This window comes from Labrys sp. E2SS-1L (assembly GCF_057073705.1).
The window spans coordinates 4,997,841-5,016,443 of record NZ_CP172712.1 but is presented as its reverse complement, the minus strand read 5'-3'; the positions used below and the strand labels follow the sequence as shown (position 1 = coordinate 5,016,443).

Here is an 18,603-nt window from a genome sequence, read left to right as displayed (position 1 = left end):
TGATCCGGAGAGCCACAATCTCGCTGGGTTGCGGTATCTGGATGCCCGGGACTAGCCCGGGCATGACAAAGGCCGAGCTTTTCTCGATATCGTCGAGGATCGTATGAGCACGACCACGGTTCCCGCACCTGAAGAGAAGCGCAGCCTGCTGGCGCGCATCTTCGCGGTGCCTTCGGCAGGGCCCTTCCTGGTATTGGCGCTGTTCTGCGTCATCTTTGCCAGCATCAACGAGCGTTTCCTTGCCCTGCAGAACATCTCGCTGATCCTGCAGCAGACCGTGGTGGTCGGCACGCTGGCGATCGGCCAGACCCTGATCATCCTGACCGCGGGCATCGACCTCGCCGTCGGGGCGATCTGCGTGCTCGGCACCATCATCGCCGGCAAGATGGCGGCACTCGGCTATGATCCCGTGCTGTCCATGGGCGTGGCGATCGTGCTCTGCACCCTGTCGGGCACCGTGGCCGGCGGCCTGATCAGCGGGCTGAAGCTGCCGCCCTTCATCGTCACGCTCGGCACGCTCGGCATCATCACGGCTGCCCTGCGCCTGATCTCCGCCGGCGGTGCCTTTCCGGTCGATGACGAATTCCTGAGCTGGACCGGCAATGGCGAACTCATCGGCGGCTTCGTGGTCACCTATGGCGTCCTCGCCATGCTGCTGCTCTATGCCTTGGTCTGGTATCTGCTGAACCAGACCAAATGGGGCCGTCACGTCTATGCCATCGGCAACAATCCCGAGGCGGCGCGGCTGGTCGGCATTCCCGTCAGGCGGCATCTGCTTTCGGTCTACGTGCTCGCCGGCCTGCTCTATGGCATCGCCGCCTGGCTGGCGCTCGGCCGCATTCCCAATGCCGATCCCAATTCGCTGCAGACGGCCAATCTCGACTCGATCACCGCCGTGGTGATCGGCGGTACCTCGCTGTTCGGCGGCCGCGGTGGCCTCGTCGGCACGCTGATCGGCGCGCTGATCGTGGGCGTGCTGCGCAACGGTCTGACGCTCGCCGGCATCGATCCGCTCTGGCAGGACTTGATCACGGGCATATTGGTGATCGTGGCGGTGGCCTTCGACCAGCTTTCGCGCGGGAGGCGCTGATGACCGCATCCGCTTCTTCCGAGGTCATCCTCGAGGCCCGCAACGTCATCAAGCGCTATGGCCATGTCACGGCGTTGGACGGGGTGGATTTCGAGCTGCGCAAAGGTGAGATTCTCGCTGTCGTTGGCGACAACGGCGCTGGCAAGAGCTCCCTGATCAAGGCACTGACCGGAGCCCTCAAGCCGGACAGCGGCGAAATCCTGCTCGATGGCCAGCCCGTGCATTTCAAGGGGCCGCTCGATGCCCGCCATCGCGGCATAGAGACCGTCTACCAGGATCTGGCGGTGGCACCCGCCCTCGACATTTCCTCGAACCTCTTCCTGGGGCGTGAATTGCGCATGCCCGGCGTGTTCGGGACAGTGTTTCGGCGCCTCGACAAGGCACGCATGCGCGAGGAAGCGCGCAAGGCCATGGCGGAACTGAAATTCCGGCTGCCGTCGATCCACAACGCGGTGGAGGCTCTCTCGGGCGGCCAGCGCCAGGGCGTGGCGGTGGCGAGAGCCGCCTTGTTCGCCAAGAAGCTGGCGATCATGGACGAGCCGACGGCGGCGCTCGGCGTGCGCGAGACCGGCCAGGTGCTGGAACTGATCCGCACCATCCGTGACCGTGGCCTGCCCGTCGTGCTGATCAGCCACAACATGCCCAATGTGTTCGAACTCGCCGACCGTATCCACATCATGCGACTGGGCCGCCGGGCCGCCGTGGTAAGTCCCAAGACCCATTCGATGGCCGACGTGGTGGCCATCATGACCGGCGCGGCCAAGGTCGAGGATTTCGAAAAGCGCGGTCAGGGGTGATGCCATCAAAGAGGTGCTTCCGGATCGTACGTCGTGGTCGGAACTTGTCGCCTGTCTTGGCCTGAGACGGGGCGGAGCGAGGAACGATTTGTCTTCTCCACTGCGCGGTTATCCGCTGCACACATCTCAGTATTGCCAGTACAAGGCGCCGGCATCCGTTCCCAACTTCGGGGACGGATGCCGGCGCCTTTTCTTACCAACGTGGCATGTGTGCCGGCGTGGATGAGACTATTGGATAAGCTGCCTGTCGAGCGTTGCCGCCCCGCCCAGTCAGCGCCGACGTCCCCATACCAAGGTATGGTCTTCACACACCAAGGCACGGTTGACCCCGCTTTGGGGCAATGACAGAAGGGCTCTGTATCCGCGGTGCCCGACACCTTGGATAACACCCGAACAATCAGCTGTGGAAGCACATGGACAACGATCGCAGTAGCCGTCCGGCTTCGGCTCCCAGCCGTCGCCGGAGGGGTGCGCCATCGATCTGGAACGCCGGCGGTCTCGCGCGCCGGGCTATGACCGGCCGGCCTTAAGTCCGCGCCGTCTTGCCTCGCGGGTCTGGCCAAAGGCGGCCCGACGAGGTGAAACATGAACAACGTCATTCCGTTCCGCGGCCGTGTCACGGCCGTCACGCCGCCTGTTCGCGGCGTCGTCATCCTTGCCTTCCGGGCCAAGGCCCGTACAACCGCGCCCGACGCATCGCTCACGCCATCGGATGCCTCTTTCCGGTCTGATCGGATGGAACGACAACCCGGCACGATCCGCGGTTGTCTCCGGGCAGCCTGGCACCTGAACCCGGACACGGGTCGGCTCGAATGCCGCTGGCGCCTGTCCGACGCCGGTGAAGAGACGGACGCTTTCTACCCCCCTTGTTCGAAATGCGCCGGAACGGCCGTCGGCTCGCGCTGAGTGTCTCTCGGTGCGGGCCCTGCAAGAGCTCGCCTTTTTCCCAGCATCCTGCCTTTTCCGACCTTGCCCTCCCACGAGGTTCGCCATGGTTTTCCTGCCCCATGACCGTTCCGGTCAGCGCTCCGTCGCGGCTTTCGCCCGCGGGCGCCTCCTGCCCAATCTCTACGATCTGATTGCCTGCGGGCTAGTGATCGCGCTCATTGCCCTGGTGCTGCATGGCGCTGTTGCGATGCGGACACCGCTCGACGCCCTCTCAGGGGCCCCGGTCTCGCTCGATCCGGCCCGCCTGCCGGAATATGCGCTTCGCACCACGCTGCGCATGTTTGCCGCCATCATCGCCTCGCTGGTCTTTACCTTCGTGGTGGCCACGCTCGCGGCCAAGAGCCGGCGGGCCGAGCTGATCATCATCCCGGCCCTCGACATCCTGCAGTCGGTTCCGGTGCTCGGCTTCCTGACCTTCACCGTCACCTTCTTCATGGGCCTGTTTCCCGGCAGCCAGCTCGGAGCGGAATGCGCCTCGATCTTCGCGATCTTCACCAGCCAGGCCTGGAACATGGCCTTTTCCTTCTACCAGTCCCTGCGCACGGTGCCTGGAGACCTGGACGAGGTCAGCCGCGGCTTCAGGCTGTCCGGCTGGCAGCGCTTCTGGCGCCTGGAGGCGCCGTTCGCGGCGCCGGGTCTGATCTGGAACACCATGATGTCCATGTCCGGCGGCTGGTTCTTCGTGGTCGCCTCCGAGGCGATCACGGTGGGCAATACCACCGTGCAGCTTCCCGGCATCGGCTCCTTCCTGGCGCTCGCCATCGACCAGAAGAACTTCGTCGCGGTCGGCTGGGCCGTGGCGGCGATGGGCATCCTGATCGTGCTCTACGATCAGCTCCTGTTCCGGCCGGTGGTCGCCTGGGCCGACAAGTTCCGCGTCGAGCAGACGGCCAGCCAGCAAAGGCCGCGCTCCTGGGTCTACGACCTCATCCGCCATACCAGGCTGATGAAGCGGCTGATCGCGCCGCTGGCCTGGATCTGGCAGCGCCTGATGCTGGTGCGCATCGGACGATCGGGCAAGGCATCCTTTCGGCCCGGACGGGCGACCTCGCCTTTGATCGATCGCCTCTGGCTTGGCCTGGTGCTCGCTGTCACGGCCTGGGGGATCTTCTTGGCGATCGCCTATATGCGCCAGAGCCTGTCCTGGAGCGACGCGTTCGAAGCGCTGGGCGGCGGCCTCGCGACGCTATTGCGCGTCATCGTCCTCATCGCGGTGGCAAGCCTGATCTGGGTGCCGATCGGCGTGCTGATCGGCCTGCGCCCGGCCCTGGCCGAGCGGGTTCAGCCCCTGGCCCAGTTTCTGGCCGCCTTCCCGGCGAACGTGCTGTTTCCCTTTGCCGTCATCGCCATCGTCGCGACGGGGGCAAGTCCCGACATCTGGCTGTCGCCCCTGATGGTGCTGGGGACGCAGTGGTACATCCTGTTCAACGTCATTGCCGGTGCCGGCGCCTTTCCCACCGATCTCAGGGAAGCGGCCTCGATCTACCAGATCCGGTCCTGGACCTGGTGGCGCCGGGTGATCCTGCCGGGGATCTTTCCCTATTACGTGACCGGCGCCCTCACGGCCTCGGGCGGCTCCTGGAACGCCAGCATCGTCGCCGAACTCGTGAGCTGGGGAAATACCAGGCTCGAGGCCCACGGCCTCGGCTCCTACATCGCCAGGGCGACGGAGGCGGGAGACTTTCCGCGCGTCGTGCTCGGCATCGCCGTGATGTCGCTCTTCGTCACCTTGTTCAACCGCCTGCTGTGGCGCCCGCTCTATGTGTTCGCGGAACGCCGCCTGCGCCTCGACTGATCGCCTGGAGATCTCGCCATGAACGCTCCCGTCACCATGAATGCCCCCGTCACCATCAAGGATGCCCCGCTGGTGTCCGTCCTCGGCGTGCGCCAGACCTATGACAAGGGTGGGTCGAGCCCGCTGGTCGTGCTCGACAGGGTCGATCTCACGCTGCGGGCCGGCGAAATCGTCGGCCTGCTCGGCCGCTCCGGCTCCGGCAAGTCGACTCTGCTCCGCGCGATCGCCGGCCTGATCCGGCCCAGCGAAGGCAGTGTCTCCTTCCAGGGCGAGCCCGTCAGCGGCACCCGCGGCGGCATTTCGCTGGTGTTCCAGAGCTTTGCCCTGTTTCCCTGGCTCACCGTGCAGCAGAATGTCGAGCTCGGGCTCGAGGCGCAGGGTGTCCTGCCGGCAGAACGCCGCAAGCGGGCCCTGGCCGCGATCGACCTCATCGGGCTCGACGGCTATGAGAACGCCTATCCCAAGGAACTGTCGGGCGGCATGCGCCAGCGCGTCGGCCTGGCCCGCGCTCTGGTGGTGCATCCCAAGCTCCTCTTGATGGATGAACCCTTCTCGGCCCTCGACGTGCTCACCGCCGAGACCCTGCGCACGGACCTGCTCGATCTGTGGTGCGAAGGCCGCATGCCGATCGAGGCGATCCTGATGGTCACCCACAATATCGAGGAGGCGGTGCTGATGTGCGACCGCATCCTGATCTTCGGCTCCAATCCGGGCCGGGTGATCGGAGAAGTCCGCGTCGACCTGCCACAGCCGCGCAACCGGCTCGATCCGGCCTTCCGGGCCCTGGTGGAGGACATCTACGCCCGCATGACCGCACGTCCTGGTTCGGCTCCGGCGCGGGACGGCCTCTTCCCCGGCACGGGCATCGCCATGGTGCTGCCCAAGGTTTCCTCCAACGAACTCGCCGGCCTGATCGAGGCGGTGGCGGCGGCTCCCTATCACGGCAAGGCCGACCTGCCGCCCTTGGCTGCCGGCCTGCATCTCGAGATCGACGAACTCTTCCCGGTAGCCGAGACCCTGCAGCTGCTGCGTTTTGCCGAGCTGGAGGGCGGCGACATCCGCCTTACCGCGGCGGGGAAGCGCTTCGCCGAAAGCGAGGTGGACGAGCGCAAACGCCAGTTTGCACAGCAATTGGCGACCTATGTGCCGCTGGCGGCCCATATTCGCCGCATCCTCGACGAAAGGCCGAGCCATCAGGCGCCGGCCCGCCGCTTTCGCGACGAGCTCGAGGACCACATGTCGGAGGACTATGCGGCCGGTACCGTGCGGTCCGTGATCAGCCTCGCCCGCTACGCCGAATATTTCGCCTATGACGAGGCGGCGGATCTCTTCACGCTGGAGAACCCGAGCTGAACGCCTCGAGCGCTTGGTGATCGTCGATATCGTGGTCGTGCTCCCGCCACCGGCGCCGGCGGGAGCCTTGCCATCCTTCATGGCGAAGGCAGGTGAAACATGCTCCGGGACAATCAAGAACTCGCGCGGACCATCATCGCGCTGCAGAAGGCGGGCGGCCGGGTCGAAAACAGGGCATCGTTGCTCGCCATCGGCCTCGTCCTGTCGGGCGCCGACGGCCTGTCCTGGCTCACGCGCCGCCTTTTCCTTCGCAGGCAATTGCTGCCGCCGGAGACGCAAGGCTTGCTTCGCATGGCCGCAGGCCTCAACAAGGTGGGCGTGGTGCTGTTGCGCCGACATCTGCGGCGGTATTCCCGCCATCGCGCCTGAGGGACGCGCTCGCAGGCTTGGCGTGGATGGCGGCAAGGATGTGGGACAGCCCTTCCATGACGGGGAACGCAGTTGGTGAAACGCGAACGCCTGGGATCGACCATCGACATGCCGCTGCTGTGGCTCGCCATGGCCGGGCTGGCCTTGCTCATTTTCGTGGCGGACACCGTCACCGATCTGGAAATCGCCGTTGCCGTGCTGCATGTCGTCGTGGTGCTGATCTCGGTGTGGACGGGGCGGCCGCGGACCGTGCTGATCGTCGGATTGGCCTGCAGCCTCCTGACCGTGCTCAGCTTCTTCATGACGGTGAGGGGCGATACCGAGGCGGGTATCGCCAACAGCTCCCTCAGCCTGGTGGCTATCGGCGCGACCACCTATCTTGCCATCCGGATCGAGCTTGCCGATCTCGCCGTGCGCCGTGCCGAGGCCGACCTTGCCCGTATCTCGCGCATCACCATGCTGGGCGAGCTCACCGCCTCCATTGCTCATGAGGTCAGTCAGCCCCTGGCCGCCATCGGTGCCAGCAGCAATGCCGCGCTGCGCTGGCTTTCCGCCTCGCCCCCCAATCAGGACGAGGCTCGGCATGCCCTCAATCGGATCGTGGAAGCCGCCGAACGGGCTGGCGAGGTGGTGGAGCGGGTGCGCCGCCTGGTACGCCGCGCCCCGCCCTCGCGCGAACCCGTCGACATGGTCGAAGTGATCGACGAGACATTGGCCCTGATGCGGGGCAAGCTGCGTGCGAATGCCATCCTGCTGCGGACCGAATTGCTGCATGGCCTGCTGCCGGTGATGGGCGATCGGGTTCAATTGCAGCAGGTCCTGCTCAACCTCGTCGCCAATGCCGTCGAGGCGGCGGTGGAAACGAAACAGGGAAACCGGGAGATAACGGTCAACACCTCAGCCGACGACAGGGAGGTCACCATTGCCGTCACCGATACCGGCCCTGGCCTGTCGCCACAGGCGATAGAGCATGTCTTCGATCCCTTTTTTACCACCAAGGAGGACGGTATGGGCATTGGATTGGCCATCAGCCGTTCCATCGTCGAGGCGCATGGCGGGAGTATAGAGGCCCGGGCCGCTATGCCGCACGGCAGCATTTTTCGCTTCACGCTGCCGCTGGCGCGAGAGCGCGGACGCAAGGATTAGACCCATGTCGGAAGAAATCGCGACCGTCTATGTGGTGGATGACGATCCCATGGTCAGGGATGGGCTGGACAGCTTGCTGAGATCGGTCGGCTATCGCGTCCGCTGCTTCGCCTCGCCCCGCGAGTTCATGCAGTGTCGGCGCTCGGAGGGAGCGTCCTGCCTGGTGCTCGACGTGCGCATGCCGGGACAGAGCGGGCTCGACTTCCAGACCGAACTGGCCGGCGCAGGAGATGCCATTCCGATCGTCTTCCTCACCGGTCATGGCGACGTGCCGATGTCGGTGCGGGCCATCAAGGCCGGAGCCATGGAATTCCTGCTCAAACCCTTCCGCGAGCAGGATCTTCTCGATGCCGTGGCGGCGTGCCTGGAAAAAAGCCGCGCGGAGAGTGTCGAGACGGCCCTGGGGGAGGATCTGCGCAACCGCTACGCCGCCCTGTCACCGCGCCAGCAGGAGGTGATGGCGCTGGTGGTGCAGGGGCTTCTCAACAAACAGACGGCCGCCGAACTGGAACTGAGCGAGATCACCGTGAAGATCCATCGCGGCCAGGTCATGCGCAAGATGCAGGCCAATACGCTGGCCGATCTCATCCGCATGGCGGACCGCCTCGGGCTGCCCGCCAAGCCGGCAGGGCGGGGATAGCGACGGCGATGTCGCCAAAGCGCTTGACGGGCCTTGCGGCTCAGCCCCATATCCGGGCCGAGATGATTGCTGAAAAACCCGCCCTCACCATTCTGCTCTGCTCGCCCCGCGGTTTCTGCGCCGGGGTGGTGCGGGCGATCGACGCCGTCGAGCAGGCCTTGAAGATCTATGGCCCGCCGGTCTATGTGCGCCATGAGATCGTGCACAACAAATATGTGGTCGAGAATCTCAAGTCGAAGGGCGCGATCTTCGTCGAGGAGCTCGACGAGGTGCCCGAGACGCGTGCGCCGGTGATCTTTTCGGCCCATGGCGTCGCCAAATCGGTGCCGTCAGCCGCCGCAAGCCGCAATCTGTTTGCCATCGACGCCACCTGCCCGCTGGTGACCAAGGTGCATCGCGAGGCCGAGATCCACCACAAGCGCGGGCGCGAGATCGTGCTGGTCGGGCATCGGGGTCATCCCGAGGTCATCGGCACGATGGGGCAGCTGCCGGACGGCGCCGTCAGCCTGATCGAGACGGTTGCCGATGTCGCGGCTTTCACGCCGTCCAATCCGGATGCGCTTGCCTATGTGACGCAAACCACGTTGTCGGTCGACGATACGCGCGACATCGTTGAGGCGCTGAAGGTCCGTTTCCCCTCGATCGTCGGGCCCCACAAGGAAGACATCTGCTACGCCACCACCAATCGCCAGGAAGCGGTCAAGGCGGTGGCGCCGCGGGTGGAGGCCTTCATCGTGGTCGGTGCGCCGAACTCCTCCAATTCGCAGCGCCTGCGCGAAGTGGCCGAGCGCTCGGGCTGCCTCATCTCGGAACTGGTGCAGCGCGCCTCCGATATCGACTGGAACCGGTTCGGTGCATTGAAGTCCCTGGGTGTCGCCGCCGGCGCCTCTGCACCGGAAATCCTGGTCGAGGAAATCCTCGACGCCTTTGCGGAGCGCTATGCCATCACCGTGGAGACGGTCTCGACCGCCGATGAAAGCGTGTTCTTCCCGCTGCCGAAGGATCTGAGGGAGAACGACATGCGCAAAATTGCAGAAGATGTTGCCCGCTGATGGCTGTTTACACCGAAGTCAATGACGAGGATCTCGCCTGTTTCGTCGCCGAATACGATATCGGTGGGGTACTGGCCTGCAAGGGCATCGCCGAGGGCGTCGAGAACACCAATTACATCCTGCGCACCGAAAAGGGCGCCTATATCCTCACCCTCTATGAAAAGCGGGTGAGGCGGGATGACCTGCCCTTCTTCATGGCCCTGATGGAGCATCTTTCCGCAAGCGGCGTGACCTGCCCGACCCCGATCCGGCGGCGGAACGGCAAGGTGCTGGGGGAACTCGCCGGGCGGCCTGCCGCGCTGATCAGCTTCCTGGAAGGCGTCTGGATCAAGAAACCGAATGTCGAGCATTGCGGTGCCGTCGGCCGCGCGCTCGCCGCCATGCACAATGCCACGCTGGGCTTTCCGATGGAGCGGCCCAACGCCTTGTCTCTCGCCGGCTGGGAGACGCTCTACAGTCAGGCGGATGGCCGGGCCGACAGCGTGCAGGCCGGGCTCGATGCCGCCATCGCCGAGGAACTCGCCTTTCATCGCGCCCATTGGCCGCAAGGCTTGCCGACGGGCGTCATCCACGCCGACCTCTTCCCCGACAATGTCTTCTTCCTGAACGGGCGGCTTTCGGGCCTGATCGACTTCTATTTCGCCTGCACCGACATTCTCGCCTATGACGTCGCGATCTGCCTGAATGCCTGGTGCTTCGAGCCCGACCACGCCTACAACGCCACCAAGGGCAGGGCGCTCCTGGCCGGCTATCGCGCCGTCAGGCCGCTCTCGGACGCCGAGATGGCAGCCATGCCGGTGCTGGCCCGGGGCTCGGCGCTGCGCTTCATGCTGACGCGCCTGGTCGACTGGCTCAACGTGCCGCCCGGCGCCCTGGTGAAGCCGAAGGATCCGCTGGAATATTGGAAGAAGCTGCGCTTCCACCAGCGCGTCGCCAGCCCGGCCGAATACGGGTTCGACCTATGACGGTCCAAGGGACGGCAAAGCGGGTGACGCTCTATACCGATGGCGCCTGCTCGGGCAATCCCGGCCCCGGCGGTTGGGGTGCCATCCTGATGTTCGGCGAGCATCGCAAGACCTTGTGCGGCGGTGCTCTGGAGACCACCAACAACCGCATGGAACTGCAGGCGGCGATCGAGGGGCTGGAAGCTTTGACGCGCGGCTGTGCTGTCGACCTGCATACGGACAGCCAATATGTCAAGAACGGCATCACCGGCTGGATCCATGGCTGGAAGCGCAATGGCTGGCGCACCGCCGACAAGAAGCCGGTGAAGAACGAGGACCTTTGGCGCCGCCTCGACGCGGCGCTGGAGCGCCATGACGTCGAGTTCCATTGGGTGAAGGGCCATGCCGGCCACCCGCTCAACGAGGAGGCCGACCGGCTGGCGCGCGAGGGCATGGCGCCCTATCAGCAGGAAAAGCGGGACAGGGCGGCGGCGCTGTCGTGAGATGCTGGGGACTACGTGCGCGCTCAAGACGCAAGGGTGTACCCGTTTTCCAAGCTCTATGGTCGCAGCCCTTGCCGATTTCCTAGGACATTAACAAGGCACTGACGAAAATCATTCAGTTGAGTTTCATTGGAAAATATTCTTTTTGGAATCACGGTTCTCATATTAGGTGACATGAAGAATACCGTCACTTTCTTGTTATCCATCCATCCGATGTAATCACTCCAGTATGTGATCCATGATCCACGATCGGAAGTTGTTTTAATACCGTCTTCGGACCATGACATCGAACAGGTAGATTTTAAATCCTTTCTATATTTGTATTCTTTATCTACAGCAATTGGTATAAATATTAGGTAGTTTAAAATTGGCCACAAAAAAGCGATTAACGCTAATGTAACGCATAGAACTTGACTGGATGTTAGTCCAAATGACCATTTGACATCGGGAAGTTGGGTGGCAAAAAGGGCGGTGAGCCAAATCGCTAATATTAAGTTAGACTTAAACCAAAATCTTCTAAGGTGATATCTATAAATCAACCTCGCGAAAGATTTAAACTCATCTTTGGTGACGTCTAATTCAACAGATCTCTGGATATCGCTCATTGATAACCCATGCCATATGGAGCGAATCTAACACTCCTCAGAATGTATGGTAGCAGAGCGTTGATCTGATTCACCTCTCTGGAATTTGTTGCCAAACTCCCGGGATAGCCCGTTTGGACGCCGACCGTTCTTGCTCATGGCATGATCAAGCCAGGTCGTATGAAAGGGGCTGGTCCGAAGACCAGCCCTCCTAATCAGAGCGCCTTGAGCAGCGTGTCGGCGCCGGAAATGTCGAGCTTGCCGCCATCGTCGAGGTTGAGGACCTTCACGACGCCATCTTCCACCAGCATGGCATAGCGCTGCGAGCGCACGCCCAGGCCCGCGGCGACGCGATCGAGCTCCATGCCGATCGCCTTGGCGAAATCGCCGCTGCCATCGGCGAGGAATTCGATCTTGCCCAGGCCGCCCGTGGCCTTGGCCCAGGCCTGCATGACGAAGGCGTCGTTGACGGCCGTCACGGCCACCGTGTCCACGCCCTTGGCCTTGAAGGCATCGTAATGTTCCAGATAGCCCGGCAGATGGTTGCGGTGGCAGGTGGGGGTGAAGGCGCCGGGAACGGCGAACAGCACCACCTTCTTGCCGCCGAAGACGTCGGCCGTGCTCTTGGGTTCGGGCATGTCCTGCGTCACCGCGCGGAACGTCACATCGGGGAGTTTGTCGCCGGGCTTGATCGTCACTGATATCTCCATTGGTGACGCCATGGCGAACGCTGCCCTGTCACCCCTTGCGCCTGCGCGCGATCGGGATGGCCGGTCAGTAGCCATGACGAGAGTCTACGGCAACCGATATAGGCTTTCGACGCCGGCCTCGCCAGTCGAGAGCGTGAAGCGCAGTTCGTTTCCGGCGAGGGTCGCGCCTTTGGGCAGTCCCTCGAGCGGCAGCACGAAGCTCTGGGGATTGGCCTTGTCCGCCTTGTCGGCCGGCTCCGGCATCGGCAGGTACCACTTCATCGGCCCTTCGACGAACAGGGCGGAGGCGGAGGGGGTGCTGACATCGATGGTCAGGCGAGCCGGATTGGTCGCGGTGTCCAGGCGGATCTGCTTGATGGCGAGGGGAGCCGTGGCGCCGATCTCTTGCGATACCGGTACTTTCTTCAGGGCCTGTGCGATCTCGGCGCTGCCTTCCCCTCCCGTCACCGCGCCCGGGGAGAGGACGACGTCGGCGCTGCCCTTGGCCGGGACGCAGATCGTCTTGCAGGCGGCATAGTCGAGGCCGAGTGCCAGCTTGACGGGCTTGGACGGATCGATCGCGCTGATCTTGAGGGGCAGCACGACCTGATCGTGATAGACGGCCGACGATGCGCCCTCCTGGTCGTAGCGGCTCGGCGCCGGCCAGAGCACCGTCACTTCGCGCAGATTCTCCGACTTGGACCAGTCGAAAGTCGGAGGAATGCCGGCATCGCCCGGATTGCGCCAATAGGTCTTCCAGCCCGGCGCGAGCTGGATCTCCAGGCCTGCCAGGCCTTCCGGATGTGCCTGGCCGGCAAGCAGCTGGATGACGGCGTGCGGGTCCGCCTGATTTGGATCGGACTGGCTGGGGGAGCCGGCCAGGGCCGGCAGGGCACACAAGGCGAGGCACCCGGCGAGTATGGCAAGGACAGGACGGCTGGACATTCGGATAGCTTGCGGCTCCAAACAAGGGTCTCGGCAGACGGATAACTGCGAATGGTCAATAGCGCCATGCACGAAGGCGTGACACTCTTGTGAAGCCTACCGTCGGCGCTTCGCCAAGGTTGGCCAAATTTATGCCTTAACAAAGCCGATACGATGCGGCACGATCATGTCCATGACAGGGTACATTCCATTTGGCAGCGATTCATCCGGCGGTTTCCTGGACGGCAAGATGCTCGTGGCTACGCCGTCCATGCAGGATGAGCGCTTCGCGCGCACGGTGATCTATATCTGTGCGCATTCGTCCGACGGTGCCATGGGCATCGTAGTCAACCAGCCGGCCAAGAATATCCGCTTTCCCGACCTCCTCAAGCAGCTCGGCGTCATTGACGGCGTCTCGGACATGCGTCAACCGAGGGGCGCGCCGATCCGCATCGTCAATGGCGGCCCGGTCGAATCCGGCAGGGGATTCGTGCTCCATACCAACGATGTCTTCATCGACAATTCGACCATGCCGATCGAAGACAATATCTGCCTGACCGCGACGCTCGACATTCTGCGCAGCATCGCCATCGGCGAGGGGCCGGAACAGGCCTTGTTGGCGCTGGGCTATGCCGGCTGGGGCGCCGGGCAGCTCGAGCGCGAGATCCAGGCCAATGGCTGGCTGCATTGCGATGCCGATCCGGGGCTGCTGTTCGACGACCAGGTCGACACCAAATATACGCGGGCGCTGCGCAAGCTTGGCATCGAGCCCGGCCTGTTCTCGCGGGATGCGGGGCACGCGTAGGCGAGGAGCGCGGACATCCTGTCCGCTCTTGATCCTCAATCGGTTCCACTAAATCTGTGATTGCCGAACGTCTTTGGTCGTGCCTCACAACTCGACTTCATTACTTCCCCTTATGCACGCTGCACTCGAATGAGGCCAGTCCTCGGCCCGGGCACACAAACCGGCGCTTACCGCATTGGTCTCGATGTAGTAAAGCGCGCGTTGAAAGTGGCCCTCATCTCTGATCCGACGATCAAAATATTCAGGAAACCACAGCATTCCCTGCCGTCCTAAGGCGCGATTGATCTGAAGTGCCGTAAAAGATTTCCACGAGTGAATGATGGCCGATAGCGCATGCGGTACAAGCGGTGTGGCGAGTACATGAACGTGGTTGGGCATGATGCTCCAGGCGTGGAGACGATATCGTACCCCATCGAAATGAAGCAGAGCTGCTTGCACGATCGAGCCGGCATCGGGCTGCGCGAGCAAAGCTTCCCCATGGCCCTTGTCAAGCGCTTCCTCATAGCGCCGGCGCTGCTCGGTTGAATCGAGTTCGGGGTCGGACTCCTTCAGATCCCGCGCCCAACGGCTCAGCAGCTCGCTAGGCAGGGAATCCGCGAGACGGAAGGTGATGCTTTGTGGATGCTCGCCAGCTTCCCAATGCGGGAGATATCCTCGGGAATGCCACTCCACTTGTGGCCGCAGCGGGTGTTTCTTCTCCACCATGGCGGTTCCCTCGAAACGTCCTGCAAGGGGCAGGTTTCAAGAGCGGACAGGATGTCCGCGCTCCAGGTCACGCCCGCAGCCGCACCGGGCCGGCGATCAGCCTGCGGGCTTCCTCCGCCGTGACGGGATCGCCGAAGGCCTCGCCCTGGGCGAACTGGCAGCCGAGCTCACCGAGTTCGGCGGCATCGCTATCGGCCTCGGCACCGTCGGCGATGATCTCCATGCCGAGGTCGCCCGCCATGGCGATGATCGAGCGCAGGATCACCGGCCGGCCGCGCTCGCCTTCCTTGACGAAGCTCGGATCGATCTTGAGCATGTCGAAGGGGAAGCGTTGGAGGTAGGACAGGCTGGAATAGCCGGTGCCGAAGCCGTCCATGGCCAGGCCGACGCCGAGATCGCTGAGCTGGGCCAGGATCTGCGCGGCATATTCGGGATTTTCCATCACCAGGCTCTCGGAGACCTCGAGCTTGAGCGAACCGCGCTCGATGCCGGCCCGCGCCATCACCGCCTTGATGTCCTGGACGAGGTCCTGGCGCAGCAATTGCCGGCTGGAGATGTTGACCATGCCGAACAAGGGCGGCTCGACCTCGACGAGGCGCTGCCAGATCGACAGCTGGCGGGCGGTGCGGTCGAGCACGAACAGGCCGACATCGACGATCAGCCCCGTCTCCTCGGCCATGGCGTTGAATTCGCCCGGCGGCAGGCGGCCGAGCTTGGGATGCTCCCAGCGCACGATCGCCTCGAAGCCGGCAATGGTGCGATCCTGCAGGCGTACCACCGGCTGGAACAGCACCTTGAGCTCGTCGCGTTCGATCGCCCTTCTGAGGTCGGCCTCCAGGGAGGAGCGGTCCGGCCGCTCGACCCGCATGGCCGACCGGAAGATCTCGATGCGATCGCCGCCGATCTTCTTGGCGTTGTACATGGCGATCTCGGCGTCCTTGATCAGTTCGTCCGCCTTGACCGGGGCCTGGGGATCGTACATCGCCACGCCGACCGAGGCGGTGAGGAAGATCTCGCGGTCGGCCACGGCGATGGGGGCGCGCAGCGAGCGACGGATCGACTCGGCGAAGGCCGAGATCCGTTCCGGATCGGGTTCCGACAGCAGAAGCACGCCGAACTGATCGCCGAAGATGCGACAGACGCTGTCGCGGGGCTTCATCAGGCGCGAGAGGCGGCGCGACACCGTCAGCAGGATCGAATCGCCGACGGAATGGCCGACGGCGTCGTTGACCTGCTTGTAGCGGTCGAGATCGAGGATCAGTACCGTCGGCTTGGTGGTGCCGTCCTGCTTGGCCTGGACCAACGCCGCTTCCAGCCGATCGGTGAACAGCTCCCGGTTGGGCAGGCCGGTCAGATTGTCCCTGACGGCATCGTGCAGCAGGCGCTCCTCGGCCGTCTTCTGTTCGGTGACATCGGAGACGGTGCCGACGCAGCGTACCACTTCGCCGTCCGAGCCCACCACGGGCCGGGCCTTGAGGTTGAGCCACATATAATGGCCGTCGGCGGCCCGGATGCGGAAATCCAGGCTGACGCGGCCGCGGCGCTGGTCGATCACCGCGTCGAGAGCAGTACGGAAGCGGTCGCGGTCGAAGATATGGACGAGCTCGAGCCATTCGGCGGCAGGCCCGTCGAGGGCGCCGGGGGCAACGCCGAGCAACTGGTCGGCCTCGGGGCTGACATAGATGCGATCGGCCGGCACGTCCCAGTCCCAGACCACGTCGCCGGAGCCGGTGAGGGCGAGGGCCTTGCGTTCGGTATCGGTCATCAGGCCGGGTGCGAAGGCACTGCCGGCAAAGGCGTGTTGCATCACCGTGAAGCCGATCAGCATCACCACCAGCACCAGGCCGCCGGTGAGGGCCGGCTGCACCAGGTCGTTGGTGAGATGGCCCATGATGGTCAATCCCGCCGCCGCCACCCAGCCGAGCAGCAACGTCCAGGTGGGTATCAGCATCACGGCCCGGTCATAGCCGTAGAAGGCCAGCAGCAGGATGATCAAGAGGCCGACGACGGCCAGAGTGGCGATGGAAATGCGGGCGACGCCGGCGGCGACGGGGGCGTTGATCACCGCAAGGCCGACGAGGGCGGCAAGGGCGGTGAGCCAGAGCGCCGAGACCACGGAATAGCGCACATGCCAGCGGTTGAGATTGAGATAGGCGAACAGGAAGACCAGGAGCGTCGCCGAGAACACCGCTTCCGCGCCCGCGCGCCACACCCTGTCTCCATCCGGGGGAATGGCGAGGAATTTGTGCAGGAAGCCGAAATCGATGGCGAGATAGGCCAGCACCGCCCAGGCCAGCGCCGCGGCGGCTGGAAACATCGCCGTGCCCTTCACCACGAAGGCGATGGTGAGAAACAAAGCGAGCAGGCCGGCAATGCCGAGCACGATACCCTTGTAGAGGGTGAGCGAGTTGACCTTGTCCTTGTAGGCGTCGGGATCCCACAGGAAGAGCTGGGGCAGCTTGGAGGTGCGCAATTCGGCCACGAAGGTCACGCGCGAGCCCGGATCGAGCGTCACCCGGAAGACATCGGCGTCGTCATCCTCCTGCCGCTCGGGCTGGAAGCCCTGGCTGGGCGTGATTTCCGCGATGCGGGAGGCACCGAGATCCGGCCAGACCAGGCCGGAACCGACCAGGCGGAAATGCGGTGCCACCACGATGCGGTCGATCTGCTCGTCGGTGGTGTTGGCGAGGGCGAACACGATCCAGTGCGGATTGGTTCCCGGCTGCTTCGAACGCACTTCGATGCGGCGCACGATGCCGTCGGCGCCCGGGGCGGTCTGGATCTGGATGCGGTCGCCCTGGCTGGAATAGCTTTCGACAGCGGGCAGGAGATCGATGGCGTCGACCTCGCCGTTGACGTCCACCGGCTCCAGGGCATGCGCAACGCCGCCGACCATTGCCATGACGAGCATCATGACCATGGAGGCTGCGACGACGCGAATGAACTGCAACATACGATCTCCAGCCAGGCTTCCCGGCGCCCCCTTGCGACGGTCCTGGTTCATCTCACTTCGAAGGGCCTGCCCACCTGCCACTCAATTGTGTCGAGAAGCAGTAGCCAGCAATGCGAAATTGGGCAAGCTGCCCCGGTCGGATTCCTGTTGGCGGAATAGAGATTGAGTGCCCGCAGCTCCGTCCAGCGTCATCATCGTGCAAGCCGAGCCGGTGTAGGCCGGGTGTTACCGGCGATTTCGCCGTGACCTCATTTTTGACGTTCAAAGCTGGCAAGGCTGAGATTGCTGCAGGGCCAGACTCTGAGTAGGCTTGCATAAACCGTTCCTTCATCCGAGGGGGCAATAAGAACAACCAACCTTCCCCAAGGGCACCGATCAAAGGATTCCTATGACGCGCATTCGCAAAGCTGTATTTCCCGTCGCCGGCCTCGGCACGCGCTTTCTGCCTGCCACGAAGTCGGTGCCCAAGGAGATGCTCACCGTGGTGGACAAGCCTGTCATCCAGCACGTGGTGGACGAAGCCCGCGAAGCCGGCATCGAGCACTTCATCTTCGTGACCGGCCGCAACAAGGGCGTGATCGAGGATCATTTCGATATCGCTTATGAACTCGACGCCACGCTCAAGGAGCGCGGCAAGATGGAAGCCTATGAGGAATTGCAGCGTTCGCTGCCGGCAGCGGGCCAGACCAGCTTCACGCGCCAGCAGGCCCCGCTCGGCCTCGGCCATGCCGTCTGGTGCGCGCGGGAGATCGTCGGGCGCGAGCCTTTCGCCCTGCTGCTGCCCGACATGCTGCATCACGGCAAGGGCAAGGGGTGCCTTGCGGAGATGGTCGATGCCTATGACAAGGTCGGCGGCAACCACATCGCCGTGTTCGAGGCGCCGGAAGACCAGACCCATCAATATGGCATCGTCGGCAAGGGCGAAAGCGTCGGCGGCAATGCCTTCGAGATCACCCAGATGGTCGAAAAGCCCAAGAAGGGCACGGCGCCCTCCAATCTGGCGGTCTCCGGCCGCTACATCCTGCAGCCGGAGATCTTCGATCTCCTGGAAAAGCAGGAACGCGGCGCGGGCGGCGAGATCCAGCTCACCGATTCCATGCTCAAGCTCGCCCAGGGGCAGAAATTCTACGGCTCGGTGTTCAAGGGCCGCATCTACGACACCGGCATGAAGATCGGCTTCCTGACCGCCAATGTCGCCTATGCGCTGGAACGCGAGGGCCTCGGTGACGAACTGAGGGCCGAGTTGAAGGCCCTGCTGGGCTGACAAGGTTCTGGATGAAATGGCCCGGGAAACCGGGCCATTTTT

General features: G+C 63.9%; 18 protein-coding genes. 13 read left to right on the top strand and 5 right to left on the bottom strand.

Going from position 1 to position 18,603, the window contains the following annotated elements; translation table 11 throughout:
- Nucleotides 1–103 precede the first annotated feature (103 nt).
- The 11 genes from ACIGJE_RS23480 to rnhA all read left to right on the top strand — a co-directional run bounded on the left by ACIGJE_RS23480 (nt 104) and on the right by rnhA (nt 10,637).
- A complete protein-coding gene (locus ACIGJE_RS23480; protein ID WP_068291578.1) occupies nt 104–1,090 on the top strand; it encodes an ABC transporter permease in 987 nt (328 codons plus the stop codon).
- The gene (locus ACIGJE_RS23475) at nt 1,090–1,887 is read left to right on the top strand and encodes an ATP-binding cassette domain-containing protein (RefSeq protein WP_311944682.1); all 798 of its coding nucleotides are present in this window, start codon (nt 1,090–1,092) and stop codon (nt 1,885–1,887) included. Before ACIGJE_RS23480 ends, ACIGJE_RS23475 begins: the two co-directional genes overlap by 1 nt.
- A gap of 585 nt (nt 1,888–2,472) precedes the next feature.
- The gene (locus ACIGJE_RS23470) at nt 2,473–2,793 is read left to right on the top strand and encodes a hypothetical protein (protein ID WP_311941435.1); all 321 of its coding nucleotides are present in this window, start codon (nt 2,473–2,475) and stop codon (nt 2,791–2,793) included.
- An 85-nt stretch (nt 2,794–2,878) separates the two neighbouring features.
- On the top strand, nt 2,879–4,630 hold the full coding sequence (locus tag ACIGJE_RS23465) for an ABC transporter permease (protein WP_415080519.1): 1,752 nt from the start codon (nt 2,879–2,881) through the stop codon (nt 4,628–4,630).
- A gap of 18 nt (nt 4,631–4,648) precedes the next feature.
- Nucleotides 4,649–5,983 (top strand): ABC transporter ATP-binding protein, encoded by a 1,335-nt coding sequence (locus tag ACIGJE_RS23460; protein ID WP_415080520.1) that lies wholly within the window; start codon nt 4,649–4,651, stop codon nt 5,981–5,983.
- A gap of 99 nt (nt 5,984–6,082) precedes the next feature.
- Nucleotides 6,083–6,352: a hypothetical protein gene (locus tag ACIGJE_RS23455; RefSeq protein ID WP_311941430.1), complete on the top strand. Its 270-nt coding sequence runs from the start codon at nt 6,083–6,085 to the stop codon at nt 6,350–6,352.
- 75 nt (nt 6,353–6,427) lie between these two features.
- Nucleotides 6,428–7,498 carry a sensor histidine kinase gene (locus tag ACIGJE_RS23450; RefSeq protein ID WP_311941427.1) on the top strand — a complete coding sequence of 357 codons (1,071 nt, stop codon included), beginning with the start codon at nt 6,428–6,430 and terminating at the stop codon, nt 7,496–7,498.
- Between the two features lie 4 nt (nt 7,499–7,502).
- On the top strand, nt 7,503–8,138 hold the full coding sequence (locus ACIGJE_RS23445) for a response regulator transcription factor (RefSeq protein WP_415080521.1): 636 nt from the start codon (nt 7,503–7,505) through the stop codon (nt 8,136–8,138).
- Between the two features lie 62 nt (nt 8,139–8,200).
- Nucleotides 8,201–9,190: a 4-hydroxy-3-methylbut-2-enyl diphosphate reductase gene (gene ispH, locus ACIGJE_RS23440; protein WP_367626325.1), complete on the top strand. Its 990-nt coding sequence runs from the start codon at nt 8,201–8,203 to the stop codon at nt 9,188–9,190.
- Complete coding sequence (locus ACIGJE_RS23435) at nt 9,190–10,155, top strand: homoserine kinase (RefSeq protein ID WP_367626294.1); 966 nt, start codon at nt 9,190–9,192, stop codon at nt 10,153–10,155. Before ispH ends, ACIGJE_RS23435 begins: the two co-directional genes overlap by 1 nt.
- Nucleotides 10,152–10,637, top strand: a complete 486-nt coding sequence (rnhA, locus tag ACIGJE_RS23430; RefSeq protein ID WP_311941419.1) for a ribonuclease HI — start codon at nt 10,152–10,154, stop codon at nt 10,635–10,637. Before ACIGJE_RS23435 ends, rnhA begins: the two co-directional genes overlap by 4 nt.
- 56 nt (nt 10,638–10,693) lie before the next feature.
- Here the strand turns inward: rnhA and ACIGJE_RS23425 are convergent, their stop codons facing one another.
- The 3 genes from ACIGJE_RS23425 to ACIGJE_RS23415 form a co-directional block, all read right to left on the bottom strand.
- Nucleotides 10,694–11,242, bottom strand: coding sequence for a YcxB family protein (locus ACIGJE_RS23425; RefSeq protein WP_415080522.1), 549 nt, complete (start codon nt 11,240–11,242; stop codon nt 10,694–10,696).
- Nucleotides 11,243–11,436: 194 nt separating this feature from the next.
- The gene (locus ACIGJE_RS23420) at nt 11,437–11,919 is read right to left on the bottom strand and encodes a peroxiredoxin (RefSeq protein WP_311941411.1); all 483 of its coding nucleotides are present in this window, start codon (nt 11,917–11,919) and stop codon (nt 11,437–11,439) included.
- 96 nt (nt 11,920–12,015) lie between these two features.
- Nucleotides 12,016–12,855, bottom strand: a complete 840-nt coding sequence (locus ACIGJE_RS23415) for a protein-disulfide reductase DsbD domain-containing protein (protein WP_415080523.1) — start codon at nt 12,853–12,855, stop codon at nt 12,016–12,018.
- A gap of 172 nt (nt 12,856–13,027) precedes the next feature.
- Between ACIGJE_RS23415 and ACIGJE_RS23410 the strand changes: the two genes are divergently transcribed.
- A complete protein-coding gene (locus ACIGJE_RS23410; RefSeq protein ID WP_105862609.1) occupies nt 13,028–13,639 on the top strand; it encodes a YqgE/AlgH family protein in 612 nt (203 codons plus the stop codon).
- 84 nt (nt 13,640–13,723) lie between these two features.
- Here ACIGJE_RS23410 and ACIGJE_RS23405 read toward each other — a convergent pair whose 3' ends face one another.
- A complete protein-coding gene (locus tag ACIGJE_RS23405) occupies nt 13,724–14,344 on the bottom strand; it encodes a transposase (RefSeq protein ID WP_367626290.1) in 621 nt (206 codons plus the stop codon).
- 67 nt (nt 14,345–14,411) lie between these two features.
- A complete protein-coding gene (locus tag ACIGJE_RS23400; RefSeq protein WP_415080727.1) occupies nt 14,412–17,294 on the bottom strand; it encodes an EAL domain-containing protein in 2,883 nt (960 codons plus the stop codon).
- 391 nt (nt 17,295–17,685) lie between these two features.
- On the opposite strand from ACIGJE_RS23400, the gene galU reads away from it, so the two are divergent.
- Nucleotides 17,686–18,561, top strand: a complete 876-nt coding sequence (gene galU, locus ACIGJE_RS23395) for a UTP--glucose-1-phosphate uridylyltransferase GalU (RefSeq protein ID WP_367626289.1) — start codon at nt 17,686–17,688, stop codon at nt 18,559–18,561.
- Nucleotides 18,562–18,603 lie beyond the last annotated feature (42 nt).

Excerpts from the sequence above, each read along its gene's own strand:
- ACIGJE_RS23480 (WP_068291578.1), top strand. The coding sequence starts at position 104 with ATGAGCACGACCACGGTTCCCGCACCTGAAGAGAAGCGCAGCCTGCTG.
- ACIGJE_RS23475 (WP_311944682.1), top strand. The coding sequence starts at position 1,090 with ATGACCGCATCCGCTTCTTCCGAGGTCATCCTCGAGGCCCGCAACGTC.
- ACIGJE_RS23470 (WP_311941435.1), top strand. The coding sequence starts at position 2,473 with ATGAACAACGTCATTCCGTTCCGCGGCCGTGTCACGGCCGTCACGCCG.
- ACIGJE_RS23465 (WP_415080519.1), top strand. The coding sequence starts at position 2,879 with ATGGTTTTCCTGCCCCATGACCGTTCCGGTCAGCGCTCCGTCGCGGCT.
- ACIGJE_RS23460 (WP_415080520.1), top strand. The coding sequence starts at position 4,649 with ATGAACGCTCCCGTCACCATGAATGCCCCCGTCACCATCAAGGATGCC.
- ACIGJE_RS23455 (WP_311941430.1), top strand. The coding sequence starts at position 6,083 with ATGCTCCGGGACAATCAAGAACTCGCGCGGACCATCATCGCGCTGCAG.
- ACIGJE_RS23445 (WP_415080521.1), top strand. The coding sequence starts at position 7,503 with ATGTCGGAAGAAATCGCGACCGTCTATGTGGTGGATGACGATCCCATG.
- ispH (WP_367626325.1), top strand. The coding sequence starts at position 8,201 with ATGATTGCTGAAAAACCCGCCCTCACCATTCTGCTCTGCTCGCCCCGC.
- ACIGJE_RS23435 (WP_367626294.1), top strand. The coding sequence starts at position 9,190 with ATGGCTGTTTACACCGAAGTCAATGACGAGGATCTCGCCTGTTTCGTC.
- rnhA (WP_311941419.1), top strand. The coding sequence starts at position 10,152 with ATGACGGTCCAAGGGACGGCAAAGCGGGTGACGCTCTATACCGATGGC.
- ACIGJE_RS23425 (WP_415080522.1), bottom strand. The coding sequence starts at position 11,242 with ATGAGCGATATCCAGAGATCTGTTGAATTAGACGTCACCAAAGATGAG.
- ACIGJE_RS23415 (WP_415080523.1), bottom strand. The coding sequence starts at position 12,855 with ATGTCCAGCCGTCCTGTCCTTGCCATACTCGCCGGGTGCCTCGCCTTG.
- ACIGJE_RS23410 (WP_105862609.1), top strand. The coding sequence starts at position 13,028 with ATGACAGGGTACATTCCATTTGGCAGCGATTCATCCGGCGGTTTCCTG.
- ACIGJE_RS23405 (WP_367626290.1), bottom strand. The coding sequence starts at position 14,344 with ATGGTGGAGAAGAAACACCCGCTGCGGCCACAAGTGGAGTGGCATTCC.
- galU (WP_367626289.1), top strand. The coding sequence starts at position 17,686 with ATGACGCGCATTCGCAAAGCTGTATTTCCCGTCGCCGGCCTCGGCACG.